The 24253-nt window shown below is 64.9% G+C and carries 29 protein-coding genes; 14 read left to right on the forward strand and 15 right to left on the reverse strand.

Features of this window, described 5'->3' with window-relative positions; translation table 11 throughout:
* Positions 1 to 20: 20 nt before the first annotated feature.
* Positions 21 to 1292: an EAL domain-containing protein gene (locus F4827_RS02045; protein ID WP_183720273.1), complete on the forward strand. Its 1272-nt coding sequence runs from the start codon at positions 21 to 23 to the stop codon at positions 1290 to 1292.
* On the opposite strand, the gene F4827_RS02050 is transcribed toward F4827_RS02045, so the two are convergent.
* Positions 1289 to 2305, reverse strand: a complete 1017-nt coding sequence (locus F4827_RS02050; RefSeq protein ID WP_260174794.1) for a sigma-70 family RNA polymerase sigma factor — start codon at positions 2303 to 2305, stop codon at positions 1289 to 1291. The two genes, F4827_RS02045 and F4827_RS02050, sit on opposite strands and share 4 nt — an antisense overlap.
* A 214-nt stretch (positions 2306 to 2519) precedes the next feature.
* Between F4827_RS02050 and clpP the strand changes: the two genes are divergently transcribed.
* On the forward strand, positions 2520 to 3164 hold the full coding sequence (gene clpP, locus F4827_RS02055; protein WP_183720270.1) for an ATP-dependent Clp endopeptidase proteolytic subunit ClpP: 645 nt from the start codon (positions 2520 to 2522) through the stop codon (positions 3162 to 3164).
* 11 nt (positions 3165 to 3175) lie between these two features.
* On the opposite strand, the gene F4827_RS02060 is transcribed toward clpP, so the two are convergent.
* Positions 3176 to 3835 (reverse strand): TetR/AcrR family transcriptional regulator, encoded by a 660-nt coding sequence (locus F4827_RS02060; RefSeq protein WP_183720267.1) that lies wholly within the window; start codon positions 3833 to 3835, stop codon positions 3176 to 3178.
* Positions 3836 to 3897: 62 nt separating this feature from the next.
* On the opposite strand from F4827_RS02060, the gene F4827_RS02065 reads away from it, so the two are divergent.
* The gene (locus F4827_RS02065) at positions 3898 to 4482 is read left to right on the forward strand and encodes an isochorismatase family protein (RefSeq protein ID WP_183720264.1); all 585 of its coding nucleotides are present in this window, start codon (positions 3898 to 3900) and stop codon (positions 4480 to 4482) included.
* A 108-nt stretch (positions 4483 to 4590) separates the two neighbouring features.
* Here F4827_RS02065 and sodB read toward each other — a convergent pair whose 3' ends face one another.
* Both sodB and xseA read right to left on the reverse strand, forming a co-directional pair.
* Entirely contained in the window at positions 4591 to 5169 is a 579-nt protein-coding gene (gene sodB, locus F4827_RS02070) for a superoxide dismutase [Fe] (RefSeq protein WP_103706282.1), read from the reverse strand.
* A 437-nt stretch (positions 5170 to 5606) separates the two neighbouring features.
* Positions 5607 to 6977: an exodeoxyribonuclease VII large subunit gene (gene xseA / locus F4827_RS02075; protein WP_183720261.1), complete on the reverse strand. Its 1371-nt coding sequence runs from the start codon at positions 6975 to 6977 to the stop codon at positions 5607 to 5609.
* A 543-nt stretch (positions 6978 to 7520) separates the two neighbouring features.
* Here xseA and lpxK point away from each other — a divergent pair.
* The 5 genes from lpxK to F4827_RS02100 all read left to right on the forward strand — a co-directional run bounded on the left by lpxK (position 7521) and on the right by F4827_RS02100 (position 11614).
* A complete protein-coding gene (gene lpxK, locus F4827_RS02080) occupies positions 7521 to 8624 on the forward strand; it encodes a tetraacyldisaccharide 4'-kinase (RefSeq protein WP_183720258.1) in 1104 nt (367 codons plus the stop codon).
* Positions 8605 to 8805, forward strand: a complete 201-nt coding sequence (locus F4827_RS02085) for a Trm112 family protein (RefSeq protein WP_183720255.1) — start codon at positions 8605 to 8607, stop codon at positions 8803 to 8805. Before lpxK ends, F4827_RS02085 begins: the two co-directional genes overlap by 20 nt.
* 61 nt (positions 8806 to 8866) lie before the next feature.
* Positions 8867 to 9670, forward strand: a complete 804-nt coding sequence (gene kdsB, locus F4827_RS02090; protein WP_183720252.1) for a 3-deoxy-manno-octulosonate cytidylyltransferase — start codon at positions 8867 to 8869, stop codon at positions 9668 to 9670.
* Between the two features lie 332 nt (positions 9671 to 10002).
* Positions 10003 to 10665 (forward strand): adenylate kinase, encoded by a 663-nt coding sequence (gene adk / locus F4827_RS02095; protein ID WP_183720249.1) that lies wholly within the window; start codon positions 10003 to 10005, stop codon positions 10663 to 10665.
* Positions 10666 to 10855: 190 nt separating this feature from the next.
* Complete coding sequence (locus F4827_RS02100) at positions 10856 to 11614, forward strand: 3-hydroxyacyl-CoA dehydrogenase (protein WP_183720246.1); 759 nt, start codon at positions 10856 to 10858, stop codon at positions 11612 to 11614.
* 73 nt (positions 11615 to 11687) lie between these two features.
* Here the strand turns inward: F4827_RS02100 and F4827_RS02105 are convergent, their stop codons facing one another.
* Positions 11688 to 12527 carry a SirB1 family protein gene (locus F4827_RS02105; RefSeq protein ID WP_183720243.1) on the reverse strand — a complete coding sequence of 280 codons (840 nt, stop codon included), beginning with the start codon at positions 12525 to 12527 and terminating at the stop codon, positions 11688 to 11690.
* A gap of 5 nt (positions 12528 to 12532) precedes the next feature.
* On the reverse strand, positions 12533 to 14083 hold the full coding sequence (gene murJ / locus F4827_RS02110) for a murein biosynthesis integral membrane protein MurJ (protein WP_183720240.1): 1551 nt from the start codon (positions 14081 to 14083) through the stop codon (positions 12533 to 12535).
* Between the two features lie 462 nt (positions 14084 to 14545).
* Here murJ and rpsT point away from each other — a divergent pair, with 462 nt between their 5' ends.
* Complete coding sequence (gene rpsT / locus F4827_RS02115) at positions 14546 to 14809, forward strand: 30S ribosomal protein S20 (protein WP_027817787.1); 264 nt, start codon at positions 14546 to 14548, stop codon at positions 14807 to 14809.
* A gap of 140 nt (positions 14810 to 14949) precedes the next feature.
* On the opposite strand, the gene F4827_RS02120 is transcribed toward rpsT, so the two are convergent.
* On the reverse strand, positions 14950 to 15303 hold the full coding sequence (locus F4827_RS02120; protein WP_183720237.1) for a DUF3579 domain-containing protein: 354 nt from the start codon (positions 15301 to 15303) through the stop codon (positions 14950 to 14952).
* Positions 15304 to 15701: 398 nt separating this feature from the next.
* Between F4827_RS02120 and argF the strand changes: the two genes are divergently transcribed.
* Complete coding sequence (argF, locus tag F4827_RS02125) at positions 15702 to 16631, forward strand: ornithine carbamoyltransferase (protein WP_183720234.1); 930 nt, start codon at positions 15702 to 15704, stop codon at positions 16629 to 16631.
* Between the two features lie 78 nt (positions 16632 to 16709).
* On the opposite strand, the gene F4827_RS02130 is transcribed toward argF, so the two are convergent.
* Complete coding sequence (locus tag F4827_RS02130) at positions 16710 to 17519, reverse strand: IclR family transcriptional regulator (protein WP_183720230.1); 810 nt, start codon at positions 17517 to 17519, stop codon at positions 16710 to 16712.
* Positions 17520 to 17666: 147 nt separating this feature from the next.
* Between F4827_RS02130 and F4827_RS02135 the strand changes: the two genes are divergently transcribed.
* Positions 17667 to 18857, forward strand: coding sequence for an acyl-CoA dehydrogenase (locus F4827_RS02135; protein ID WP_183720227.1), 1191 nt, complete (start codon positions 17667 to 17669; stop codon positions 18855 to 18857).
* Between the two features lie 122 nt (positions 18858 to 18979).
* On the opposite strand, the gene F4827_RS02140 is transcribed toward F4827_RS02135, so the two are convergent.
* Positions 18980 to 19618 carry a peroxiredoxin gene (locus tag F4827_RS02140; RefSeq protein ID WP_183720224.1) on the reverse strand — a complete coding sequence of 213 codons (639 nt, stop codon included), beginning with the start codon at positions 19616 to 19618 and terminating at the stop codon, positions 18980 to 18982.
* A gap of 453 nt (positions 19619 to 20071) precedes the next feature.
* Here F4827_RS02140 and F4827_RS02145 point away from each other — a divergent pair, with 453 nt between their 5' ends.
* Positions 20072 to 20374, forward strand: a complete 303-nt coding sequence (locus F4827_RS02145; protein ID WP_007584918.1) for a YqjD family protein — start codon at positions 20072 to 20074, stop codon at positions 20372 to 20374.
* Positions 20375 to 20440: 66 nt separating this feature from the next.
* Here the strand turns inward: F4827_RS02145 and F4827_RS02150 are convergent, their stop codons facing one another.
* Positions 20441 to 20578 (reverse strand): hypothetical protein, encoded by a 138-nt coding sequence (locus tag F4827_RS02150; RefSeq protein ID WP_183720221.1) that lies wholly within the window; start codon positions 20576 to 20578, stop codon positions 20441 to 20443.
* Between the two features lie 84 nt (positions 20579 to 20662).
* Here F4827_RS02150 and F4827_RS02155 point away from each other — a divergent pair, with 84 nt between their 5' ends.
* Entirely contained in the window at positions 20663 to 21046 is a 384-nt protein-coding gene (locus F4827_RS02155) for a phage holin family protein (RefSeq protein WP_103706409.1), read from the forward strand.
* A 10-nt stretch (positions 21047 to 21056) separates the two neighbouring features.
* Positions 21057 to 21545: a DUF3318 domain-containing protein gene (locus tag F4827_RS02160; protein WP_183720217.1), complete on the forward strand. Its 489-nt coding sequence runs from the start codon at positions 21057 to 21059 to the stop codon at positions 21543 to 21545.
* A gap of 32 nt (positions 21546 to 21577) precedes the next feature.
* Here F4827_RS02160 and F4827_RS02165 read toward each other — a convergent pair whose 3' ends face one another.
* From F4827_RS02165 to F4827_RS02185, 5 genes are read right to left on the reverse strand one after another with little or no spacing between them, the layout of a single operon-like run.
* On the reverse strand, positions 21578 to 21997 hold the full coding sequence (locus F4827_RS02165; protein ID WP_183720214.1) for a type IV pilin protein: 420 nt from the start codon (positions 21995 to 21997) through the stop codon (positions 21578 to 21580).
* A gap of 18 nt (positions 21998 to 22015) precedes the next feature.
* Positions 22016 to 22528, reverse strand: coding sequence for a pilus assembly PilX N-terminal domain-containing protein (locus F4827_RS02170; protein ID WP_260174786.1), 513 nt, complete (start codon positions 22526 to 22528; stop codon positions 22016 to 22018).
* On the reverse strand, positions 22525 to 23346 hold the full coding sequence (locus F4827_RS02175) for a PilW family protein (protein ID WP_260184404.1): 822 nt from the start codon (positions 23344 to 23346) through the stop codon (positions 22525 to 22527). Before F4827_RS02175 ends, F4827_RS02170 begins: the two co-directional genes overlap by 4 nt.
* Complete coding sequence (locus tag F4827_RS02180; RefSeq protein ID WP_183720208.1) at positions 23319 to 23699, reverse strand: hypothetical protein; 381 nt, start codon at positions 23697 to 23699, stop codon at positions 23319 to 23321. The genes F4827_RS02175 and F4827_RS02180 overlap by 28 nt, the downstream gene beginning before the upstream one ends.
* The gene (locus F4827_RS02185; protein WP_183720205.1) at positions 23696 to 24232 is read right to left on the reverse strand and encodes a GspH/FimT family pseudopilin; all 537 of its coding nucleotides are present in this window, start codon (positions 24230 to 24232) and stop codon (positions 23696 to 23698) included. Before F4827_RS02185 ends, F4827_RS02180 begins: the two co-directional genes overlap by 4 nt.
* Between the last annotated feature and the right edge of the window lie 21 nt (positions 24233 to 24253).

Consider the following 24253-nt stretch of genomic DNA (forward strand, 5'->3'; position numbering starts at 1 on the left):
AGCGCGCGCCATTCAGGCCTATGAACAGCATGATCGACCTCGATCCCCCCGGCTACCAGTCGCGCCCCATCGCGGGCGAAGAAGGCGCCCGGCGCACCGTGCTCTACGGCGGATACACCGTTTTCAGCGTGTTCCAGCCGGTGTTTTCGGTCGCCCACCGCCGCGCAATCGGCTATCACGCATCGCTGCGCGCGCACGACGAACAGGGCCAGCAGGTGCCGTCGCAGGAGGTCTTCACCCAGGCGGCGCGCCGCGGCGACCTGCTCGAACTCGGCCGTCTGGCCGAATCGCTGCATCTGGGCAATTTCAACGCCTTCGATTCGCATGACGAATGGCTGTTCCTGAGCCTGCATCCCGCCGCGCTAATGGACACGAGCTACGGCGACGCCCTGCTCGCCGGCATCAAGGCGCTCGGCCTGCCGCCGCAGCGCGTCGTGCTGGAAGTCTCCGAGCAGGCCGGCGGCGAGAATTCGCGTTTCGCCGAGATCATCGACTCGCTGCGCAAGGCCGGTTTCGTGATCGCGCTGGACGGCTTCGGCGCCAAGCATTCGAACATCGACCGCGTGTGGCAGTTGCGCCCGGACATCGTCACGCTCGACCGCAGCCTGCTTGCGCAGGCGAGCCGCCATGCGCACATTGAGCGCGTGCTGCCTGGGCTGGTGTCGATGCTGCACGAGTCCGGCCAGCTGGTGCTGGTGGGCGGCCTGTCGACCGAGCGCGATGCGCTGATCGCGCTGGAAAGCGGCGCAGATTTCGTGCAGGGAGGGCACTTCGCGCGTCCCGACGTGGAGCCGGTGCCGCCCGCGGTGGCCGCGCAGTTGATGGACGATTTGTCGGCGCGGCTGCGCGAGCGCGTGAGCGCGCGCGAGCGGACCCAGTGCGCGCGTCTCGCGCCGTATGTGAGCGCGCTCGAAGCGGCGGCGTCGCAACTGGCCGCCGGTGCGAGCATGGCCGACGCCACCCTGCCGCTGCTCGGCCTCGCCGAGACGGCGCGCAGCTTCCTGCTGGACGCCTCGGGCCGCCAGATCGGCGATAACGTGCTGCCTGACGGGCGCACCTCGCAACGCGCCAAACGCTTCCGCCCGCTGCTGCATTCCGAGGGCGCGAGCTGGGAGCGCCGGCCGTACTTCATCGGCGCGATGAAAGCGCCCGGCAGCGTGCAGTTCACGCCGCCCTATCTGTCGATCAACGAGGCCCACCTGTGCGTGACGGCTTCGATCGCCGCACAGACGGCGCACGGCCTGCAGGTGCTGTGCGTCGACATCAACTGGGAAGCCGCGCAACGCGGCTAGGCGAGGACCGCGAGCGCGGCTTCGTTCGAGGCCGCGTGCTGCGTGTACTGGCGGTATTGGGCCAGCAAGGCGCGCACCGCCGCGCCGCCGAATGCAGGATTCGCGTTTTCCAGCGTACTGGATGCGTCCACGCAGACCACGGGCATGAAGCCGCTGTCGCCGTTGCGATTGCGATCGCGTTCGCGTTCGCGCACATGCAGCCAGGCGCACAAGTCTCCCCCTCGGGCGAGCGCGAGCTTTTCCACGCCCAGCGGGCGAGGCAGGCTGGACGCGCAACCCGCCGGCGCGGTTGCGGTCACGCCTAGCAGATCCAGCAAGCCGGGCCGATCCTGCGTGTGCAGCACTTCACGCAGCCGCTCGACCGTGCGCGCGTGCTGCGCGGCATCGGCGGGCGCGGACTCATATACTTCACGCACTTCACGTGACAGTCGGCCATGCGCGCGATGCACGATCTGGCGGCAATGCGCGAGCGTACGGCCGGTCAGCGCGGCGATCTCGGCGTAATCGCACTCGAAGGCCTCGCGCAGCACGAACACGGCCTGCTCCAGCGGCCCGAGCCGCTCCAGCAGCATCAGCAACGCCTCCGAGAGATGCGCGGCGCGCAAACCGGTTTCCTCCGCCGATGGCGCGCAGCCGTCGTACCAGGTGAGATCGCCCGCGAGCGCGTCGGCGGCTGCGCTGTCGCGGCGCAGCTTGCGCAAACGGTCGATGGCCAGACGCACCGTCACCGTGGCAAGCCATGCCTGCGGTGTGCGAACCGCCGCGGCGTCGGCGTCGCGCCAGCGAAACCAGGCGTCCTGCACGACGTCTTCGGCTTCTGCGCGGCTGCCCAGCACGCGAGCGGCCATCGCCAGCAGGCGCGCACGCTCCTTGTCGAACGTGAGCGCGCGGCGCGCCTCGTCCCATGCGGGCGCGTCCTGCTCCGGCTCCAGGGTTTGCGCCTGCATCTGCTGCTGCATCTGCATCGGCGCCTGCATAGGAGCCTGATTGTGCATGTCGTCGATCACCGTCATTCGCGTCGCTCCTTTGCCTGGCGCGCCAACACCTGCGAACCGCGCCCTGTTTTCGCGGACGGCCCGCGCCGCCTTTGCTCTCCTGACGTCCGGCATGCCGCCGATGTGACAGCCATCGGCAAAAATATTTTTGTCACATGCGGGACGCGAGCCGCGTCTTGAAAGCAGTGGCGAAGCCAGACCGCGCTGCGCCCAATCCCGTTCGAGGCCCCAAATGCACGCCAACGTCCAGCATCATGCAGCAATCGCGCCGCAAGCGCTCAACCTTGTCCCAACCGTCATCGAAACCTCGGGACGCGGCGAGCGCGCCTACGACATCTACTCGCGCCTGCTGCGCGAACGCATCGTGTTTCTGGTCGGCCCGGTAACGGAGCAGACGGCGAGTGTCGTGGTCGCCCAACTGCTGTTTCTCGAAGCCGAAAATCCGGAGAAAGACATCAGTCTCTACATCAACTCGCCGGGCGGCTCCGTCTACGACGGCATGGCGATCCACGACACCATGCAGTTCGTGAAACCCGATGTCTCCACGCTATGCACCGGTTTCGCCGCCAGCATGGGATCGTTTCTGCTGGCCGCCGGGGCGCGCGGCAAACGCTTCGCACTGCCGAATGCCCGCATCATGATCCACCAGCCGTCGGGCGGCAGCCAGGGCACGGCCGCCGATGTCGAGGTGCAGGCGCGCGAGGTGCTCTATCAGCGCGAGCGCCTCAACGCGATGCTCGCCGCGCACACGGGCCGCGACATCGCCGATATCGTGCGCGACACCGACCGCGATCATTTCATGTCGTCGGAAGCAGCGGCTGAATACGGTTTGATCGACCGCGTGCTGCATTCGCGCGACGAACAACTGCCGCGCTAGCGCAAGCAGCGTCACACCAGCCGAACCGCCAGCCACGCCGCCAGCACGCCCTTGTATTCGGCCACCAGCAGCTTGCGGTCCCTGGGCTTCGCTGCGGCGTAGAGCGGGTTCAGACTCTTGACGACCTGCAGCATGACCTCGGCGATACGGTAGGCCTCGTCGGCGGAGAGCGCTTCGTTGTAGCGGCGAAACAGCGTCGAGAAGCGCAATCGCAACTTGTTGCGCGCGGCGGCATCGCGCCGGAAACCGAGCGACGCGGACAACAACGGCAGATAAGCCGGATACGTATCCATCAGATCGACCATCATGTCGAACAGGCGCTCGGCCAGTTGCGCGGGCGGCAACGCGGGCTCATCCGCCTGGGCCTCGATGAAGGCGCTCCAGCGCGCGTCCATGTCGTTGCCGTACTGCTGGCGTAGTGCCAGCGCAAGTTCGTCCTTGTTGCGGAAATACTGGTACGCCGCGCCGATCGATACGCCCGCCTGCTGCGCGATCTGCGTCATGGTCGCGCCCTCGAAACCGCGTTCGGCAAAATCCTGCGCCGCCGCTTCGAGCAGCGCCTCGACGGTGCGCGCGGCACGCTCCTGGCGCGGCACGCGGCGCGCGGCTTCCTTTGCCCCATCCTTCGACACACTGGACGCTGCACCTGGTCGCAGCGGTGTGGCCGCCATATCTGAGCCCTCCCTCACATACGTGTATTATATGTGAGGCTATCCTCACATAATGGTGCATCATGACGCAAGCTCTCTCGTCCCTCTCGCTCGATCCGCGCAAGACCGCGCTTGTGATGATCGATCTGCAACACGGTATCGTGAGCCGTCCCATCGCGCCCCATAGCGGCGCGCAAGTGGTCGAAAAAGCTCGTGCGCTCGCCGATGCGCTGCGCGCCAAAGGCGGCACGGTCGTCTGGGTGCACGTGCTGCTCAACGAAATCCTCGCGCTGCCCGCCGATGCGCCCACGCGCACGCCCGACGCGCCGCTCGCACCCGCCATCGCTTCCGAACTGGTGCCGGAAATCGGCGCACAGGACGGCGACGTGATCGTCGCCAAGCGCCAATGGGGCGCGTTCTACGGCACCCATCTCGAACAGCAGTTGCGTCGTCGCGGCATCGACACGATCGTGCTCGGCGGCATCGCCACCAACTTTGGCGTGGAGTCCACCGCGCGCGCGGCCTTCGACTTCGGCTTCAAGCTGGTGTTCGTCGAAGACGCGACGTCGGCGCTCAACGAAGAGATGCATCACTTCACCTTCGAAAAGCTGTTCCGCCACATGGGCCACGTGCGCTCGACGGAACAAACGATCGCCGCGCTGGCGTAAGCGACGCTCGAACGTCAGCAGCAAACAAAAAGCCCTCGATGCGAATCGAGGGCTTTTTTTGCGGGCGCCGCGTACGCACGAGGCGTTGCGGCGCGCGTACCGGCGGCTTTACGCGAAGTTCTTCGCTGCGAAGTCCCAGTTCACGATGTTCCAGAACGCTTCGACGAACTTCGGACGTGCGTTGCGGTAGTCGATGTAGTAAGCGTGTTCCCACACGTCGATCGTGATCAGCGCGGTTGCGTCGGTCGTGAGCGGCGTAGCGGCGTTGCTGGTCGACACGATGTCGAGCGAGCCGTCAGCCTTCTTCACGAGCCACGTCCAGCCCGAACCGAAGTTGCCGACTGCAGCCTTCGTGAAGGCTTCCTTGAACGCGTCGTAAGAACCCCACTTCGCGTTGATCGCATCGCCCAGCGCGCCCGTCGGTGCGCCGCCGCCTTGCGGGGAGAGGCTGTTCCAGAAGAACGTGTGATTCCAGATCTGGGCGGCGTTGTTGAACACGCCACCCGACGACTTCTTGACGATCTCTTCGAGCGAGAGCTTTTCGAACTCGGTGCCCGGGATCAGGTTGTTCAGGTTGGTGACGTAGGCCTGGTGATGCTTGCCGTAGTGGAATTCGAGCGTCTCTTCCGACATGTTCGGAGCAAGAGCGTTCTTCGCGAACGGCAGCGGCGGGAGCGTAAATGACATGATGCGGTTCCTTCGTCGTGTTATGGGGAGTTCTGCTTGAAGTTCTACGTGAAATTCCACGTATAGACCGGCATTGAGCACTCGATTGTAGGCGAGTTGGAATAACCCCGCAAACCAGCGGACATTATGCCGAACATGCGCCGGACAAGGCTTTCACGCCTGTTTTCAGCGGCTTTCGAGTGCGTCGGGCGAGCCTTCACGCCTTCGACATGCAGCCTCGGCGCGCAGGCGGCATTCGCGCTGTCCGGTTTGCACAAGACGCTGTGCGGACAGTGCAAATGCTGTCTGTGCGTGCGGTGATGCGCATGCAGCGCGCCCGCTGCACGAGAGTCTCGCTTCCAGCATCGCCTGCAAAGATTGCAGGAAAGTTGCAAGAACAATGCAAGCGGCGTTGCCAGCCTTGTAGCGCGCCCCCAGAACAGTTTTTCGCAACGGCTTCAGAAACCTTCGGAAAGACGCGGCTGCACATCGGCGAGCGCGACATCGGCGCTGCCCTCGGCGAGATGCACGCTCAGGCGCTTGCCCGGCTTGAGCGCAGCGGGCGTGCGCACGGCGGCCCCGCTCTGCGCGTCGAGCAGCGCCGCATAACCGCGCTCCAGGGTGCGCTGCGGACTGAGCACTTCGAGCCGCGCCGAGAGTTCCGACACGCGCGCAACGGCGCGCTCGCGCCCGCGCGAAAACGCGGCGTCCAGACGCCGTCCGAGCGCTTCGAGCTGGACCCGCTGCGCCGCCGCGTCCGGCCGCGTGCGCTGCCAGCGCATCTGCACGACGTTGAAGCTCGCGCGCGCCTGCGCGGTCGAGCGCGAACCCGCCGACGCCAGCCGGATCGCCAGTTGACGCAGATGCGAGCGCTGCTGGGCAAGGCGCTCGGCCGGCGACACCAGCCGCCGCGCGAGCCAGTCCAGTTGCTGCGCGCGCCGCTCCATCAGGCGGCCAAAACCGCGCGCGAGCGTCGCATGACGCTGATCGAGCTCGCGCAGCAGCAGCACGCGCTGCGGGCTCACCAGTTCGGCGGCCCCGGTAGGCGTGGGCGCACGCATGTCGGCGGCGAAATCGGCGATGGTGAAATCGGTTTCGTGACCCACGCCGCTCACGACAGGAATCTCGCTGGCCGCGATCGCTCGCGCCAGCGCCTCGTCGTTGAACGACCAGAGATCCTCGATCGAGCCGCCGCCCCGGCACAGCACGATCACGTCGACTTCGTTGCGCGCGTTGGCGACCTCCAGCATCGCCGTGAGCTTTTCCGCCGAGCCCGCGCCCTGCACCGGCGCCGGATAAACAATGACCGGCACATGCGGCGCGCGGCGGCACAGCGTCGTGAGCACGTCGCGCAGCGCGGCAGCCTGCATCGACGTAATCACGCCGATGGCGCGTGGATGCGTGGGCAGCGCGCGTTTGCGCGCCTCGTCGAAGAGCCCTTCGGCTTCGAGCTGGGCCTTCAGGCGCAGGAAGGCTTCATAGAGACGCCCCTGCCCGGTGCGGCGCACCGCCTCGACGTTGAGCTGAAGTTCGCCGCGCGGCTCGTACATCGTGACGAGCGCGCGCACTTCGATGCGGTCGCCCTCGCGCGGCGTGAATTCGGCGTACTGAGCGCGGCCTCGAAACATCACACAGCGGATCTGCGCCTGCGCGTCCTTGATCGAGAAATACCAATGGCCGCTCGCGGCACGCGTGAAATTCGACACTTCGCCGGAAATCCAGGCAAGCGGAAAGCTGCGCTCAAGCATGGCGCCAATGGCGCGGTTGAGGGCCGAAACCGGGACGACGACGTCGCCGCCAGGCGGGGCAGAAAGGCGATCGGAGAACATGGCAGAGGGTGTGGATAAGCAGCGGACGCGAGGCGGCCCGCCCAGACGATAGACCGTTCGGGGGGCGCGAGTCCAGCAGGAAACGCTCCCAGCGCGCGGGCGCGCCAATGTTTCCACATTGGCTACATGAATTGTCACAATTGCGACGGCTAGCGCGCAGACGCTAAAATCCGATCTATCTATATGATTTTTATAATGTTTTTACCATCCCATCCAGACCTTACACCGATAGAAAGGCGCACGAGCGGGCCTTTGCGGCCGTGAGGCGCCGACTTCTCCACAAAGTTGTCCACAGGGGGTGGGATCCGGGCGTGAAAGTGACGTTCCGTCGCGCTTGCGCGCCACCCTCCGGCCACGCCGCTTGCCGCGCTTCGGCCACCCGCGCTAGAGTGCCGGGTTCACGTCGGTCATAACGGCCCGGCGAGGCATGGCCCTCGTGCGCCGCCGTCCGTCCCTTCCGAACAGGAGAACCGCTCCGATGCCCTTGCCGTCCCGCCGTCCGATGCCCACGCCAACCGCGAAGCTCACACTCCGCGCCCGCCGATGAGCTCGCCTCTCGCCGATTTCAAGGCGCGCACCGAAAGCACGGTCGCGCGCGCGTGGCAGGAGCGCGGCCCGCTCGCGTGGGCGCTCTCGCCGCTGGCCGCCGTGTTCGCGGCCGTGAGCGGCGCGCGCCGCGCGGCTTTCGCGGCCGGCTGGCTCAAATCGGTGCGCGTGGGCGTGCCGGTCGTGGTGGTGGGCAACGTGACGGTTGGCGGCACGGGCAAGACGCCCACGGTGATCGCGCTCGTCGAAGCGCTGCGCGCGGCCGGTTACTCGCCCGGCGTGGTATCGCGCGGTTACGGCGCGAAAATCGATCGCCCCACGCCCGTCACGCCAGCCACGCCCGCGCGCGCCTGCGGCGACGAACCGCTGCTGATCGCGCGCCGCACCGGCGTGCCCGTGTGGGTCTCGCCCGAGCGCGTGGCGGCAGCGCAGGCGCTGTGCGCCGCGCATCGCGACGTCGACGTGATCGTGAGCGACGACGGCCTGCAGCACTATCGCCTCGCGCGCGACTTCGAACTCGTGGTGTTCGATCATCGGCTGGGCGGCAATGGCTTCCTGTTGCCCGCCGGTCCGCTGCGCGAGCCGCTTTCGCGGCACCGTGACGCCACGCTGATCAACAATCCGTTCGAGCGCGCGCTGCCCGACTGGCCCAACACCTTCGCGCTCAAACTGGAACCGGGCGAGGCCTGGCATCTGGCGAATCCGGCGCTGCGCCGCCCGCTTGCGCAGTTCGGCGCGAGCGCGGCTGCGGGTACCACGTCCGGTACGACAGCAGGCAAGACGGCAGGTACGACGGTAACCGCGCAAGCGCCGCAGCGCCTCGTCGCGGCGGCCGGCATCGGCTCCCCGGAGCGCTTTTTCGCGACGCTGCGCGCGGCCGGTCTCGCGCCGCAGACGCTGCCGCTGCCCGACCATTACGACTACACCTCGAACCCCTTCGCCGAAATCGATGCCGACGCCATCCTGGTCACCGAAAAGGATGCAGTAAAATTGGGGGCCTGGAACGACGCGCGCATCTGGGTTGTCCCTGTGGAAGCCGCGCTCGATCATCGCCTTATCACCCTGGTTGTGGAGAAACTCCGTGGACGCTCGTCTGCTTGAAATTTTGGTCTGCCCGATCTGCAAGGGCCCGCTCAGCTACGATCGCGCCGCGCAGGAACTGATCTGCAGCGCCGACAAGCTCGCCTATCCGATCCGCGACGGCATCCCCGTCATGCTCGTCGACGAAGCCCGTCAGACCGTCGAAGGCACGCCCGTCGACCCGAACGGCCCCGCCGCCTGATTCACCGAATCCAACGAATTTGCCGTCTCCGCCGGCAGGCCTCACCTCGCCCGAACTGGTCATGACCCCTCCCTTGCAACCCTTCATCGCCGTCGTGCCGGCGCGCCTGGCATCCACCCGGCTGCCGAACAAGCCGCTCGCCGATATCGGCGGCAAGCCGATGGTCGTGCGCGTGGCCGAGCGCGCCCGCGCATCGGGCGCCCAGCAGGTGCTGGTGGCTTCGGACGCACAGAGCGTGCTGGACGCCGCACGCGAGCATGGCTTCGAAGCCGTTCTCACGCGCGCCGACCATCCCTCGGGCACGGATCGCCTGGCGGAAGTCGCCGAGCACTTCGGCTGGAACGATGATCTGATCGTAGTCAATGTTCAGGGCGACGAACCGCTGATCGACCCCGCCTTGATCTGCGACGTGGCGTCGCACCTGGCCGCCCACCCCGAGTGCGCGATCGCCACGGCTGCGCACCCCATCACGGCCGCGGACGAGATCTTCAGCCCGAACGTCGTCAAGGTCGTGCTCGATGCGCAGGGTGTCGCGCTCTACTTCTCGCGCGCCCCCATTCCCTGGGCGCGCGACGCCTGGCAGCCGCACTGGTCGCCGGGCCGCCTCGATCTGGCCGCGATGCCCGCCCCGCCTGCTCCGGCGACGGTTTATCGGCATATCGGCCTGTATGCCTATCGCGCCAAATTCCTGCGTGCCTATCCCACCCTCGCGCACTCGCCGATCGAGCAGGTGGAAGCGCTCGAACAACTGCGTGCGATGTGGCACGGCGAGCGCATCGCCGTGCTGGTCACGGATGAAGCACCGGCGCCCGGTGTCGACACGCCCGCCGACCTCGCCCGTGTACAGGCGTTATTCCGACCTTAATAGCGCTGGTGGGCCGAAAAACCCATGGCATAATCAATTGTTTGCGCGAGCCGTCCAAGCCTTTGTGCGTGGGGGTTTCCCCCACCGTTGCCCGGTTTTGCTCGCAGCCTTCCCCGGCTTTACGCCACCCTGCGCGCCGCGCCGGATTCCATTTCCGGCCCTGAAGGCATGCGCGGGTCTGGCACAGCGCCGCCGGCCTCTGACATGATGCAAGAGGCGTGTCGGGCACGAGCAAACGGGTAGGAGACGCACGACGCCGCAGATGCCGCCCTGAACCAGTTCAAGGGCAGCCGCCGCGCCGCAAGAATTCACACAGATCGGAGAAAGTTGAAATGCGTTTGATCCTGTTGGGCGCCCCCGGCGCGGGCAAGGGAACCCAGGCAACCTTCATCAAAGAAAAGTTCGGCATTCCGCAGATCTCGACCGGCGACATGCTGCGCGCGGCGGTCAAGGCGGGCACGCCGCTCGGCCTCGAAGCGAAGCGCTTCATGGACGCGGGCGAACTCGTGACCGACGAACTCATCATCAACCTGGTGAAGGAACGTCTGAAGGAAGACGACTGCAAGAACGGTTATCTGTTCGACGGCTTCCCGCGTACGCTGCCGCAGGCAGAAGCGATGAAGCAGGCAGGCGTGGCGATCGACTACGTGCTGGAAATCGACGTTCCGTTCGACGAAATCATCACGCGTATGAGCGGCCGCCGCATGCACCCGGCATCGGGCCGCACGTACCACGTCAAGTTCAATCCGCCCAAGGAAGAAGGCAAGGACGACGTGACGGGCGAAGCGCTCGTGCAGCGCGACGACGACAAGGAAGAGACGGTGCGCAAGCGTCTCGACGTGTACGTCGCGCAAACCAAGCCGCTCATCAGCTACTACAGCGAATGGGCGAAGCGCGGTGAAGAAAACGGCCTGCAGGCGCCGCAGTATCGCGCGATCTCGGGTCTGGGCAGCGTGGACGAAATCCGCAACCGCGCATTCGACGCCCTCAAGTAAGAGCGTAACCCGTCTCCAGCCGGCCAAAGCCGGGCGAGGCCCGGCGATACCGCCGGCCTCGCCCGTTTTGCTTTCTGGCCGGCCCTCTGCGCCTACACTCCTCTGCTGCGTTTCGCCGATGAGTCGCGGGCTGGCCCGTTAGCCACTCGCGCATAAAACAACATTCATCGAGCAGCAAGGAGGAAGACAGATGCAAATCCGCGACAACGTATTCCTGATCACCGGCGGCGCTTCGGGCCTCGGTGCGGCTTCGGCGCGCATGATGGCGGCCGGAGGCGGCAAGGTCGTAATCGCCGACCTCAACGAGGAAGCCGGCAACGCGCTCGCCCAGGAACTGGGCGGCGTGTTCGTGAAATGCAACGTCGCGAGCGAAGAAGACGGTGCGAAAGCCGTAGCCGCCGCTACGGCGCTGGGCACGCTGCGCGGCCTGGTGAACTGTGCGGGCATCGCGCCCGCGCTCAAGACCGTCGGCAAGGACGGCCCGCATCCGCTCGACGCGTTCAGCAAGACCATCTCGGTCAATCTGATCGGCACGTTCAACATGATCCGACTCGCGGCCGCTGCGATCGCGCAGACCGCGCCCAACGAAGGCGGCGAGCGCGGCGTGATCGTCAATACGGCTTCGGTTGCGGCGTATGACGGCCAGATCGGCCAGGCGGCCTACGCGGCTTCCAAGGGCGGCGTGGTCGCCATGACGCTGCCGATCGCGCGCGATCTGTCGCGCAGCGGCATCCGCGTGATGACAATCGCCCCCGGCATCTTCGAAACGCCCATGCTGCTGGGCATGCCCAAGGACGTGCAGGACGCGCTCGGCGCGATGGTGCCCTTCCCCTCGCGTCTGGGCAAGCCCGACGAGTACGCGCTGCTGGTCAAGCAGATCTTCGAGAACCCGATGCTCAACGGCGAGGTCATCCGCCTCGACGGCGCGATCCGCATGCAGCCGAAGTAAGCCTGGATCTGCGACGCGATAAGACGCAAAAAGCCCGCTTCAGCGGGCTTTTTTGATCGCGAAGCGCGCAGCTTCAGTCGTTATCGAGCATCCGTTGCCGTAACTCCTGCAACTGCGATTCGACCACGGTCGCATCGTCGGCGTCCGGGCGTTCGTCGAGATACGTCTCCAGGTCCTCCAGCGCGGGCCGCACGTATTCGAGCCGCGCGTAAGCGAAGCCACGGTCGCGCACTTCCTCGATGCTGTCCGGCAGCAGGATGACGAGGCGTTGCTGGATGGCCAGCAAGCGCTCCCAGCGTTCGGTCTGAAGATAGACCGATTTCAGATTGCGCAACATGCGCGCGACGATCTCGCGCCGCGTGGCCGGTTCGAGCAGCATGCGCAGCGCCCGCGCGACGGAATCGCCCGCGTTTGCCACGTAAGGTTCGAGCATTTCGACCATATCGGATTCGGTGAGCGCGCGGCCCGTAGTGGGGTCGAGCATTGCATCGCCGTCGGGCAGCGCCACACGCAGCAGGAAATGCCCCGGGAACGACACGCCCCGCACCGGCAAACCCAGTTGGCTGGCGACTTCCAGATACAGCACGGCCAGCGAAATCGGAATGCCGCGCCGACGGCGCAGCACCACATGCAGATGGCTGTTGTCGGGATCGAGAAAGTCGTTGAGATTGGCGGCGAAACCCATCTCACGAAAGAACACGCGGTTCAGAAACGCGATCTGCTGGCGCACGTCCGCACCTTCGGGCAAGCGACGGCTCACGCGCAGCGCAAGCTCGTCGATTTCGGCGAGCGTGCCTTGCAGATCGAGATCGGGGTAGGCATCCTGGGCGATCGACAGCGCCGCTTCGGTGAGCGGCAGGCTTTCGTCTTCCGCGACGAGCGCGCTGAAATAATCCAGGACCCGCGAGTTCATGGTCGTCACTTCGTGCGCCTCTTGAAGTAGCCGTATTTGAAGCCCATCAACCAAAGCATACCGAAATATAGCGTCGCGAACAGCACGAGGCAGGACCCGAGCAGCAGAATGCGCGCGAGCGGCTCGTGGCGCAGGCCAATCCAGTCATAGCTGATTGAACACCAGTGCATGGCGCCTGCCAGCACAAGGCACGCCCCGATCAGTTGCACGAAGAACGTCGACCAGCCCGCCGACGGCATATAGATGCCGCGGCGGCGCAGGCCGATAAAGAGCAGCAGCGCGTTCATGCAGGCGCCCAGCCCCACGGAAAGCGTGAGGCCCGCGTGCGAGAAGATCGGCACGAAAATATAGTTGCTGATCTGCGTGGCGATCAGCACGCCTACGCCGATCTTCACCGGCGTCTTGATGTCCTGGCGCGCGTAGAAACCGGGCGCGAGGATCTTGATGAGGATGAGGCCGATCAGCCCCACGCCGTACGCCGCGAGCGCGCGGCCGGTCATGATGACCGAGTTGGCGTCGAACTTGCCGTAGTCGAACAGCGTGGCGGTGAGCGGCTCGGCGAAGAAAAACAGCGCAATCGCCGACGGCGCCGCCAGCAGGAAAGTCACGCGCAAGCCCCAGTCCAGCAGCGCCGAATACTCGTGCGGATCGGCATCGACGTGCGCCTTGGACAGCGACGGCAGCAGGATCGTGCCGAGCGCCACGCCCAGCAGCGCCGTGGGGAACTCCATCAGGCGGTCGGCGTAGTTGATCCACGAAACGGCGCCCGGCCCTAAGCGCGAGGCAATGTTCGTATTGATGATCAGGCTGATCTGCGCGACCGACACCGCGAACATGGCCGGCACCATTTTCGCGAGCACGCGCTTCACGCCGCGGTGCGCGAGCGCCTTGAGCGGGTTCAGATGGATGCGCGGCATCATGTCGATGCGCTTGAGGCCCGGCAACTGCACGAGGAACTGCAGCACGCCGCCGACGATCACCGCCCACGCCAGCGCGAAGACTGGCTGATGCATGCGCGGCGCGAAAGCCACCGCCGCCACGATAAACGACACGTTGAGCAGCACCGGCGCGAACGCGGGCAGCGAAAACTGCTTGTAGGTGTTGAGCACGCCGGACGCCAGCGACGTCAGCGAAATGAACACGATGTACGGGAACATGATGCGCGTCATCGTGACGGCAAGCTGGTAGGCCTGCCCGTCGCTCTTGAGGCCCGACGCGACCACGGTCACGACGAATGACGCGCCGACGATGCCCAGCACCGACAGGATGGCGAGCACCCATGCGAGCACCGTCGACGTGGCATCGACCAGCGCGCGCGTGGCGTCGTGGCCTTGCTGGTTCTTGAACTCCGCGAGGATCGGCACGAAAGCCTGCGAAAACGCGCCTTCGGCCGAAATGCGGCGCAGCAGGTTGGGAATGCGGAACGCGACGTAAAAGGCGTCGGTGTACTGACTCGCGCCGAATGCTCGGGCGATCAGCGTCTCGCGGGCCAGTCCGGTCACGCGAGACAGCAGCGTGAAGCCGCTGACCGTCAGCAGGGCTCGGAATAGATTCATGGGGCGCTTATTATACGGGTGCCATTTGACCCATCGCCGCTGGGCGGCTCCTGAATGCGAATGGCGGCGTGACAACTTGTAACTTCGGGCCGCGAAGGGGCAGCATTCTGACCTCGTCGCAAAAGAGCGGGTTGCCTCTTTGATGTACTGTCCCCTGCCGGCCTGGTGGCTGGTCGTCGTGCGGCGATTGCCACGTCTATGATTTCGTTGCTATAATCGTCGATTCCCGGCCGGAATTGGGTCAGGAAAGAAGAAACGCAGAGAAGCACACAGAAAAACGCGCTCCGGAAAGGAAGCGGCACGGCGAAAGTCTGGCGCTTTGGCACAAGGAGCGCGGCTGGCAAGCGACGAATTTCGACGCGAACCGGCAAATACCGTTTTGCGCTCCAGGGCATTGCCCGTGGCGCAAATCCAGGCAACGGGCGTCGGCAAGTACGCGCCCAGATAATCAAGGAAAAAGTAATGGCAAATACCGCACAGGCACGCAAGCGCGCTCGTCAAGCCACCAAGGCAAACGCACACAACTCGGCACTGCGCTCGAAGTTCCGCACGGCTATCAAGGCTGTGCGCAAGGCAATCGACGCAGGCGACAAGGCTGCTGCTGCTGAAATCCTGAAGGCGTCGGCAAAGACGCTGGACATCATCTCGGACAAGAAGATCGTCCACAAGAACAAGGCTGCTCGTCATAAGAGCCGCCTGGCTGCTGCTGTCAAGGCAATGGCCTAAGCGAATCAGGTTCGACCTGACGCTGCACGAAAAACCCGCTTCGGCGGGTTTTTTTGTGCCCACCCGCTTTTATGTCAGACGTAAAAAAACCCGCATGGGCGGGTCGTTTTTTGCTGCACTGCTGCGCGGACGAATGCGCCTTAGCGCTTCACTTCCCCGCTCTGCTGCGTAGCGTGATCGTGCGGCAGTTCGCAGGCCTCGGTCACCACCAGATCGTTGTCCTTGGCAAAGTTCAGCACGAAGTTGAACGCCATCGGCTCGATATCCTTCAGACGCGAATCGAGCACCACTACCTTGAGGTCGCCGATCATCGTCGGCCGCACGTAGAGGGAATAGCGCAGATAGGCGTTCGGCCCGCGCGCGTTCGCCGACGCCTTCGGCCCGAAGCTCGACATCACACCCGCCAGACGCTCCGACCAGTCGCTCGGACGAAACTTCTTCCCTTTGCTGGTGATGCCTTGAATGAAGTATTCGGTTGGGGCTTCTTCGGCCATGTAGGAGTACCTGTGTGACGTCGCTGCGTGCGGACCGGCTCAGCGGCGGTGCCGGCGCACAGGCCGCTGCGGCGGGCTTTGCGCGGGCTTCGCATCGTGTGCGCACCCAGCACATCCAGCCTTCTGCCGTGCCTGAAAAATCTATCGGATTATAGCGCAGCGCACCTTTTGACGCACCGCACACAGGACATTTGACGGCCTGGCGCGAGATGAACTTGAGGGTGAATCAGGCATTGCACGCATTGCTGACGACGCGCACGCACGATCGCGCGCCGCCTTTTCGTCAACTCGTCAAATTCCGCAAAATCCTTTATGCTGCTTTGACTTACCACCAACCGCAGCGGCGTCGCCGGCCCTCTCCTGCAATTCGAGGCCGGATCGGGCGCCGTTTTCGCTTCATGACATCCCGGACCATTCGCCATTACCTGCAGTTCTCGGATTTCTCTCTTGAAGAGTATGACTATGTGCTGGAGCGCGCGCGCATCCTGAAGCGCAAGTTCAAGAGCTACGAGACCTACCATCCGCTGCACGACCGCACGCTCGCGATGATCTTCGAGAAGAACTCGACGCGCACGCGCCTGTCGTTCGAAGCGGGCATCTTCCAGCTGGGCGGCCACGCCGTGTTCATGAACACGCGCGACACGCAGCTTGGCCGCGGCGAGCCGATCGAAGACTCCGCGCAGGTCATCTCGCGCATGGTCGACATCATCATGATCCGCACGTTCGGCCAGGACATCATCAAGCGATTCGCGGAAAGCTCGCGCGTGCCGGTCATCAACGGCCTGACGAACGAGTATCACCCCTGCCAGGTGCTGGCCGACATCTTCACGTTCTACGAGCATCGCGGCCCGATTCGCGGCAAGACCGTGGCATGGGTGGGCGACGCCAACAACATGCTCTACACGTGGATCGAAGCGGCCCAGATCCTCGACTTCAAGCTGCGCATCTCGACGCCGCCGGGCTATCAGCTCGACCCGGCGCTCGTCGCGCAAGAAAGCAAGCCGTTCATCGCCGTGTTCGAAGATCCGAACGAAGCGTGCGCAGGCGCCGATCTCGTGACCACCGACGTGTGGACCAGCATGGGATTCGAAGCCGAAAACGAAGTGCGCAAGCAGGCCTTCGCCGACTGGTGCGTGGACGCCGAGATGATGGCGCGCGCCAATGCCGACGCCCTCTTCATGCACTGCCTGCCCGCTCACCGCGGCGAGGAAGTGAGCGCCGAGGTGATCGACGGCCCGCAAAGCGTGGTCTGGGACGAAGCGGAAAACCGCCTGCACGTCCAGAAGGCGCTGATGGAATTCCTGCTGCTGGGCAAGCTCAATCACTGAGCCGCTCGCGCGGGCAGCAAGTAAAAAAGCCGGGAGCGGATCAAACCGACTCCCGGCTTTTTCTTTTTCAGCGCCGCTTCACACCGTCTCGCCCAACCTGCGCGCCAGCGACTTCAGCAGCGGCGCAACGCGCTCGCGGAACACGTCCGGCCCCATCGACGAAGCCGGTCCGCTGCAACTGAGCACCAGCCAGCGCCGCTCGCGCGGCTCGCGAAACGGCACGGCCACGGCGTTGACGTCTTCGTGCCAGTCGCGAAACGAAAAGCACGCCCCTTCCTTCGCGAAGTTTTCGATCTCGCGCTTTGCCGCCGCAACCAGCGCCGGACCATCCTCACCCGCGGCGTGCGCCGCCTTTTCCAGTTCCGCGAACAGCGCCATGCGCACGTCGAGCGGCTGCACGGCCAGATACGCGCGCCCCATCGAACTCGTCAGCATCGACAGCCGCGAGCCTGAAGCAAGACCCAGCGTGAGCGCGGTTTCGCTGCGGATCGTCTCCAGATAGATCACGTCCAGGCCGTCGCGACAGCCCAGCGACACCGCCGCACCCACCTCGCGCGCGAACGCGCGCAGATGCGGGCGCGCCAGTTCCAGCGTGTCGGTGCCCGAAAGCAGCGCAAAGCCCAGCGAGAGCACGCCCGCGTCGAGCGCATATTTGCCCAGCGATTCGTCGAAACGCAGATAGCCGAGCGTGGTGAGCGTATACGCCAGCCGGTTCACTGTCGCCTTGGGCAAGCCGGTGCGCTCGACGAAATCGCGATTGCCCAGCAGCGTCTCGCCTGGGCGGAACGCGCGCAGCAATTCCAGCCCGCGCGCGAGCGCCACCACGAATTTGCGTTCGTCGATGGGCCCGGAAGCCAGCGTCGACGCAAACGAGGAAGATGAATTCATTTCTGGCGCGGACATGAGCGGGCTGGTGATACACTGAAGTGAATTTGCAAAACATTGTTCCGCTTAGCGGAACAAAAGTCAAGCGCAAATTGCCTTATCTGAAGCAAATCAGAGGTTAAGCAGGTTACGAGACTCAGGAGAGACACCATGGCCGCACACGCCCAGTTCCATTGGGAAGACCCGCTGCTGCTCGACCAGCAGCTCACCGAAGACGAGCGCATGGTGCGCGACGCCGCCGCCGCTTACGCGCAGGACAAGCTCGCGCCGCGCGTGACCGAAGCGTTCCGCCACGAAAAGACCGACGCCTCGATCTTCCGCGAGATGGGCGAAGTCGGCCTGCTCGGCCCGACCATTCCCGAACAATACGGCGGCCCGGGTCTGAACTACGTCGCCTATGGTCTGATCGCGCGCGAAGTGGAGCGGGTGGATTCGGGCTATCGCTCGATGATGTCGGTGCAATCGTCGCTGGTGATGGTGCCGATCTTCGAATTCGGCTCGGACGCGCAGAAAGAGAAGTACCTGCCCAAGCTCGCCAGCGGCGAATGGATCGGCTGCTTCGGCCTGACTGAGCCGAACCACGGCTCCGATCCGGGCAGCATGGTCACGCGCGCGAAGAAGGTCAACGGCGGCTATTCGCTTTCCGGCTCGAAGATGTGGATCACGAATTCGCCGATCGCCGATGTGTTCGTGGTCTGGGCCAAGCTCGAAGAAGACGGCCGCGACGACATCCGCGGCTTCATTCTGGAGAAAGGCTGGAAAGGTCTTTCAGCGCCGGCCATCCACGGCAAGGTGGGCCTGCGCGCGTCGATCACTGGCGAAATCGTGCTCGACGAGGTCTTCGTGCCCGAGGAAAACCTCATGCCGGGCGTAAAAGGACTGCGCGGCCCGTTCACCTGCCTGAACTCGGCGCGTTACGGCATTGCCTGGGGCGCGCTCGGCGCGGCGGAATCGTGCTGGCATACGGCGCGCCAGTACGTGCTCGACCGCAAGCAGTTCGGCCGGCCACTGGCTGCCAACCAGTTGATCCAGAAAAAGCTCGCCGACATGCAAACGGAAATCACGCTGGGCCTGCAAGGCTGTCTGCGCCTGGGCCGCATGAAGGACGAAGGCACGGCCGCCGTGGAAATCACCTCGATCATGAAGCGCAACTCGTGCGGCAAGTCGCTCGACATCGCGCGTCTCGCACGCGACATGCTGGGCGGCAATGGCATCTCGGACGAATTCGGCGTGGCACGTCATCTCGTCAATCTCGAAGTGGTGAACACGTATGAAGGTACGCACGACATCCACGCGCTGATCCTCGGCCGCGCGCAGACAGGCATCCAGGCGTTCTTCTGAAAGCGATAAGTCACCTGAAGTTTCAAAAGCAAAAAAGCGCCGCACGATCCAACGTGCGGCGCTTTTTTGCTTTTGTGCAGTGAAGCGCGCGTGAAGGCAACGCCCGCGAACGCGGCAAGCGCTTACTTGTTCGGCTGCGGCGTCAGACGCAGGTAGGGACGCAGCGCCTTGTAGCCCTTCGGGAACTTCTGCTTGATGACTTCTTCATCCTTGAGCGACGGCACGATCACGACATCGTCGCCCTGCTTCCAGTTGCCGGGCGTAGCCACCTGGTAATGATCGGTCAGCTGCAGCGAGTCGATCACGCGCAGGATTTCGTCGAAGTTGCGACCCGTGCTCGCCGGGTACGTGATGATGAGTCGCACTTTTTTGTTCGGGTCGATCACGAACAGCGAGCGGACCGTCAGCGTCTCGTTGGCGTTCGGATGGATCATGTCGTACAGCGTGGAAACCTTGCGATCGCCGTCTGCGATGATCGGGAAGCCCACGCTCGCGGCCTGGGTCTCGTTGATGTCCTTGATCCACTCGTTATGCGACTCGGCGCTATCCACCGACAGCGCGATCGTCTTCACGTTACGCTTCTCGAACTCGTCCTTGAGCTTCGCGGTCAGGCCAAGCTCCGTCGTGCAGACCGGCGTGAAGTCGGCCGGATGCGAGAACAGCACGCCCCAGCTATTGCCGAGCCACTCGTGAAACTTGATGCGGCCAATGCTCGAATCCTGTTCGAAGTCGGGTGCGATATCGCCAAGACGAAGACTCATGGTGCGGTTCCTTTGAACGAAGTGGGCGGTGCCAGGATAGGCCTGCCCGTGTTGATCCAATGTGACGCGATGCGTTGCCAAAGCGGCGCGAGGCCAGCCGATGCATTGGTGGACATTCACGACTCTGAAGCATACAGGGCAGCCTGACGCCCCGCGAACGAACATTGGTTCACACTGGTATCAGTTTTTGTAATTTTGATTCGCAGCGCGGAAACTTTACGTGCCGGATCAACTCCATGTCTCTCCTGCAGATTTTTGCACTCGCCGATCAGGAGCGCGGTGAAAGGAAGTGAACGCCCGCTATCCTCGAAGCAGCAGCGAAAATCGGCGTTGCAGGAACGAATCGTGCGTCGATTTATCGACGAACGGGATGCAATTGCGGCGCGCCAGGCTTGCCAGCGCCCGTTTCTTTGTTACGATTCACGCGTAATGTGACACGATGGGAGCCAGTCAATGTCAGAGGTCAATAAGGAGAGGCTGATGTCGGATATCAAAACCGTCCTCGCGGATGCAGAGGACCTGCTCAAGCAAGCGGCGAGCGCCACGGGCGAACGTGCTTCGGAGCTGCGCGAAACGGCCCTCTCTCGCCTGAAGCAGGCGAAGGAAAAGGCGGCGGACGTTCAGGTCGTCGTCGTCGAGAAGGGCAAGAAGGCCGCGCGTGCCACCGATGACTATGTCCACGAGCATCCTTGGGCGTCGATCGGCATCGCCGCCGGCGTCGGCGTGCTCGTGGGCTTGCTGATCAACCGCAAGTAATCTGCCGCAGCCTTGCGCGGGTCGGTCGCCGCACCGCGCCCGCGCGACGGTTCGTGCAGCGGGTTTCTAGCGAACCCGCTGCACTCCGTGATGCCGCACGCGTGCCGCACGCGGGTTCAGGCCTGTGCACAGCACGCTCAGGCGCAGTGCATCGCCGCGAACCGCTTCGGCCCAGCGCTCGAACAGCAGGCCGGTGCGCTGCACCGGCCTGTCTTTTCTGTGCGCTTTTTCGCGCAGCTTCTTCGCGCGCCCGCCGACGCGCACGCGTTGGCGTAACTCTCATTCGCCATGACGACAGACACCCGCTCGCAGCACGAACATGGGCCGTTGCGCCGTCTCCTCGGCTCCGCCTTCTCGATCATTCAGACACGGCTTGAGTTGATCGGCATCGAGCTGGCCGAAGAAAAGGAACGCCTGCTGGGCGTGCTGTTCCTCGGACTCGCGGCGATGATGCTGGCGACCATGGCATTGATCGCGCTCACCGCGCTGATCGCCATTGCCTTCTGGGACACGTGGCGCTGGCAAGCGCTCGCCGGGATCACGCTGGTCTACGCGCTCGCCGCCCTCGTCTGCGCGCTCAAGGCGCGCCAGGGACTGCGCAACGCGCCGCTGGTGTTCCAGGCGACGCTCGAAGAATTCGAGAAGGACCGCGAAATCCTTCGCAAACCCTAGCATCGACGCCATGAGCCAACTTCGCCTCGATCAAGCCTTCCGCCCCGCGCGCCCGCATAGCCGCGATCTCTCGACGCCGCAGATGCGCGCCCTGCGCAAGGAACTGCTGCTCGTGCGCGCGAGCGTCGAACGCGCCGAAATGACCGCCTCGATCATCGAGTTGCGCGAGACCGTGACGCACTTCAGCTGGCTGCGTTTTCTCGTGCCGGGCTTCGGCCGCGCGGCAGCGAGCGCCTCACGTCCGACGGGTGCGTTCGGCAGCGGCTTGAGCAGCCTGCTCAAGCAGTATCCGATCTTGAGCTCGCTGGTCTCGTTCGTGGTGGCCAAGCCGCTGCGCGACGGTATCGCCTCCGCGGCGAAACCCGTCGTCAAATGGGGCGGACTCGCCTTCACCGCCTACGAAGCGTGGCGCGTGTGGCAGCAGATGCGCCGTCACCGCGACGGCGGCGACCTCCAGGCACGCCGCGCGGCATCGGACGAGGACGATCTCACGGGTTGAGGCGAGGCTCGGGCCGTCGGCCTGAGCGCTCGTCATCGATCTTTCCAGCAGTCCCCGGTGGCGAGGTTGTTGCCTGAACCTTCGTTACTGCGCGCGCCATTGGCATCAAGCACGAACGCCCCGCACGAATCGTCGCGCATTGGCCCAGCGGCTGTGGGCGACGCGACGATTGCATAGCCGCCGTTCGATTCGTCGCCTGACAGCAGCTTCAGCCGATAAACCGCATGGCCGGACGGCGGCGCCTGATCGATGCCCGCCGGCAAGGACGCCGCAGCCGCCCCCTGCGCATCGGCATACTGCGCCGCCCGATAGAGCGCCGAGACCGCGTCGATGCGATGCCCGCGCGCAATGTGATTGCGCCAGCCCGGCACCGCAAATGCCGCAACGATGGCCGCCGCCGCAAGCGCGATCATCATTTCCAGCAATGTAAAGGCGCGCGCTTCGCGTCGCATCGCTTTCCCTCCCGCTCCTCAAAAAGGCCGTGCAACGACGCGCCGCCAATGGCGCTCGATACGCGTTCCGTCCAACACAATCTGCATTTGCAGCCAGCTTTGCGCATCTTCCGTCGCGCCGAATCCGCGCGCGGTGACAAGCCACGCCCGCACAGCAGGCCGCGTTTCGATGCGCCACGTTTGCGCCAGGCACTGCGGCGGACGCACCGAACCCGGCCACGATGAGGCAGGCGTTGTCGCCAACGCCTCGAACGCTTCCTGACGCCGCCATTGCTGCGGCTCCCCAACTGACGCGGCAGCTGGAGACGCCGACGCGCTTGCGTCAACCAATGCTCGCGAGCAAAGCATCAACGCGCCATCCGCGGCATGAAAAGACTGCAACTCGTCGAGCACGGCGGCGGCATTGCGCGCCTCGAAAAGCGAGGCCTCGAACCAGGCCGCGGACGTCACCAGCATCATCGAGACAAGCAGCAGCACGACCGGCAACGCGATGCCGCGCCCGGCTTTCCTGCACGTCGCCACGTATCTCATGGCTGCGCCCACAGCACGTTGCGCAGCACCACATGCCGCCAGAACGCCTGACGGGCGCGCCCATCGCTCGACGTCAGCGAACTCCCCTCGCAATCGACGTAAGGTACGTGACGCCCAAGCGGCGCGCCACGCACGAGCACACACAGATCGACCGAGACGACCGAATCCCAGCGCTCCCGTGACAGCGCAGCGGCGTCGACGGCCTGCGCCGCGCCTTTAGTCCAATATCGCGCCCGCAGGCGTTCGACACCCTCCACGAGCGGCTGCGCAGTGCCGGGCTTGCCCGTGCCCTCGCAATAAAGTTCGGGCTCGCCGGTCGATGTGCTTGTCTTCGCGTGGAAGCGATTGAGCACCTCCCCCGGCGCTGCGCCGACCGCCTGCCCCAGACAATCGGTGACTTGCCCGTTGGTCGCGGGCCAAGTCGATTGGGCGTCGCCGCGATAACGCACCGCCACGCCGTCCGAGCGGCTCGACAAGGCATCGCAGGTCAGGCTCGCGACAGCGCCGGTGGGACGCCCCGCGCTGCAGCCGAAAATCGGCGGCCCCGAAAGCGCGCTCGCATCGTCAGCGGAGACGAAGCCGGCCATCTGGATCTGCTCGCCGATCAGCGTCAGGGCACTCACGCCGGCCTCATGGATACGCGCGGCGTCGATCGCATACGCAAATGCCTGGCGCTGCGAACGATAGGCGGCGAGCGTACCGACAATCACGACCAGTCCAAGCGCCATCGCAATCGTGAATTCGAGCAGCGTATGCCCGGCTCGCGCACGCCCAGGCGCGAGGCTGCGCCTCATTGCGCGAATGCGAGCGCCACGCATGCACGTCCTCCTTCAGTCGCGGATGTGCCCGCGCAGTCACGCCCGGCGGCGGCTTCATCGCGAAGATCGGTCCATGACAGCGTGACTTGCGAATGGGACAGGTTCACCTGTCCGTTCGCCACAAGCGCCGCAGCTCGCGCGCGCCATTGGTCGCGTGCCGGCGAGCCCGTCTCAAGCGTGGTTTCCACAAGCGCATCGACGGCAAAAGCAGCACGCGCTCGCGTCGCACTTGCCGATGCATGACGCGCGAGCGCCAACTGCGCGCTCAGCAGCCCCATGCCGCAGGTCGCCATCAGCGCCATCGCCAGCGCAACTTCCAGAAGCGCAGAGCCGCCCTGCGTTCGCCGCCTCATGACCCGACTCCGCACGCCCCATCGCTGATACGCGCGCGCCCACCCGCTGCGACCCGTACGCAGCGCCGCCAGGCCGCGCCTTTTGTCGATACCGAAGTCACACGCGGCGCAATCTCGAAGTTGCGCAGCGTGCCGATCATCTGCCCTGCGGGCGGCGTAAAGGTCAGCGCCGTGAGCGCCGATGCCACGCTAATCCCGTCCAGAGACGGTTGCACGCGCAACAGCACCGACGCGCCAGCGCGCTCGGCCATCACCGCCCACCCGCACGACCAGTCAGCGAGCCCTGACGGACAGGATTTGCCCGCTGCAAGGCATCGCCGCGCAGCGTCGATGCGGCACACGGAGATGCGCGCCTTGCGGCGGATCGCTTCGCTGCGCGCATAAGACAGCGTGCCGAGTAGCGCATTCGCTCGCGCATCGACCTGATCGCGCACGCGCCATGCGACGAACGCGGGCGCACTTGCGCTCGCGCAGATCGCGATCAGCACGATCACCGCCATCGTTTCCAGCAAGGAGAAGCCCGCCTGTTTCATCTGCAATCCTTAGCGATGAGG

The sequence above is a fragment of the Paraburkholderia bannensis genome (assembly GCF_014200455.1).
GTDB lineage: Bacteria > Pseudomonadota > Gammaproteobacteria > Burkholderiales > Burkholderiaceae > Paraburkholderia > Paraburkholderia bannensis_A.

Coding starts and splice junctions, on each gene's coding strand:
- F4827_RS02045 (WP_183720273.1), top strand. CDS start 21: ATGAACAGCATGATCGACCTCGATCCCCCCGGCTACCAGTCGCGCCCC.
- F4827_RS02050 (WP_260174794.1), bottom strand. CDS start 2,305: ATGACGGTGATCGACGACATGCACAATCAGGCTCCTATGCAGGCGCCG.
- clpP (WP_183720270.1), top strand. CDS start 2,520: ATGCACGCCAACGTCCAGCATCATGCAGCAATCGCGCCGCAAGCGCTC.
- F4827_RS02060 (WP_183720267.1), bottom strand. CDS start 3,835: ATGGCGGCCACACCGCTGCGACCAGGTGCAGCGTCCAGTGTGTCGAAG.
- F4827_RS02065 (WP_183720264.1), top strand. CDS start 3,898: ATGACGCAAGCTCTCTCGTCCCTCTCGCTCGATCCGCGCAAGACCGCG.
- sodB (WP_103706282.1), bottom strand. CDS start 5,169: ATGTCATTTACGCTCCCGCCGCTGCCGTTCGCGAAGAACGCTCTTGCT.
- xseA (WP_183720261.1), bottom strand. CDS start 6,977: ATGTTCTCCGATCGCCTTTCTGCCCCGCCTGGCGGCGACGTCGTCGTC.
- lpxK (WP_183720258.1), top strand. CDS start 7,521: ATGAGCTCGCCTCTCGCCGATTTCAAGGCGCGCACCGAAAGCACGGTC.
- kdsB (WP_183720252.1), top strand. CDS start 8,867: ATGACCCCTCCCTTGCAACCCTTCATCGCCGTCGTGCCGGCGCGCCTG.
- adk (WP_183720249.1), top strand. CDS start 10,003: ATGCGTTTGATCCTGTTGGGCGCCCCCGGCGCGGGCAAGGGAACCCAG.
- F4827_RS02100 (WP_183720246.1), top strand. CDS start 10,856: ATGCAAATCCGCGACAACGTATTCCTGATCACCGGCGGCGCTTCGGGC.
- F4827_RS02105 (WP_183720243.1), bottom strand. CDS start 12,527: ATGAACTCGCGGGTCCTGGATTATTTCAGCGCGCTCGTCGCGGAAGAC.
- murJ (WP_183720240.1), bottom strand. CDS start 14,083: ATGAATCTATTCCGAGCCCTGCTGACGGTCAGCGGCTTCACGCTGCTG.
- rpsT (WP_027817787.1), top strand. CDS start 14,546: ATGGCAAATACCGCACAGGCACGCAAGCGCGCTCGTCAAGCCACCAAG.
- F4827_RS02120 (WP_183720237.1), bottom strand. CDS start 15,303: ATGGCCGAAGAAGCCCCAACCGAATACTTCATTCAAGGCATCACCAGC.
- argF (WP_183720234.1), top strand. CDS start 15,702: ATGACATCCCGGACCATTCGCCATTACCTGCAGTTCTCGGATTTCTCT.
- F4827_RS02130 (WP_183720230.1), bottom strand. CDS start 17,519: ATGAATTCATCTTCCTCGTTTGCGTCGACGCTGGCTTCCGGGCCCATC.
- F4827_RS02135 (WP_183720227.1), top strand. CDS start 17,667: ATGGCCGCACACGCCCAGTTCCATTGGGAAGACCCGCTGCTGCTCGAC.
- F4827_RS02140 (WP_183720224.1), bottom strand. CDS start 19,618: ATGAGTCTTCGTCTTGGCGATATCGCACCCGACTTCGAACAGGATTCG.
- F4827_RS02145 (WP_007584918.1), top strand. CDS start 20,072: ATGTCAGAGGTCAATAAGGAGAGGCTGATGTCGGATATCAAAACCGTC.
- F4827_RS02155 (WP_103706409.1), top strand. CDS start 20,663: ATGACGACAGACACCCGCTCGCAGCACGAACATGGGCCGTTGCGCCGT.
- F4827_RS02160 (WP_183720217.1), top strand. CDS start 21,057: ATGAGCCAACTTCGCCTCGATCAAGCCTTCCGCCCCGCGCGCCCGCAT.
- F4827_RS02165 (WP_183720214.1), bottom strand. CDS start 21,997: ATGCGACGCGAAGCGCGCGCCTTTACATTGCTGGAAATGATGATCGCG.
- F4827_RS02170 (WP_260174786.1), bottom strand. CDS start 22,528: ATGAGATACGTGGCGACGTGCAGGAAAGCCGGGCGCGGCATCGCGTTG.
- F4827_RS02175 (WP_260184404.1), bottom strand. CDS start 23,346: ATGCGTGGCGCTCGCATTCGCGCAATGAGGCGCAGCCTCGCGCCTGGG.
- F4827_RS02180 (WP_183720208.1), bottom strand. CDS start 23,699: ATGAGGCGGCGAACGCAGGGCGGCTCTGCGCTTCTGGAAGTTGCGCTG.
- F4827_RS02185 (WP_183720205.1), bottom strand. CDS start 24,232: ATGAAACAGGCGGGCTTCTCCTTGCTGGAAACGATGGCGGTGATCGTG.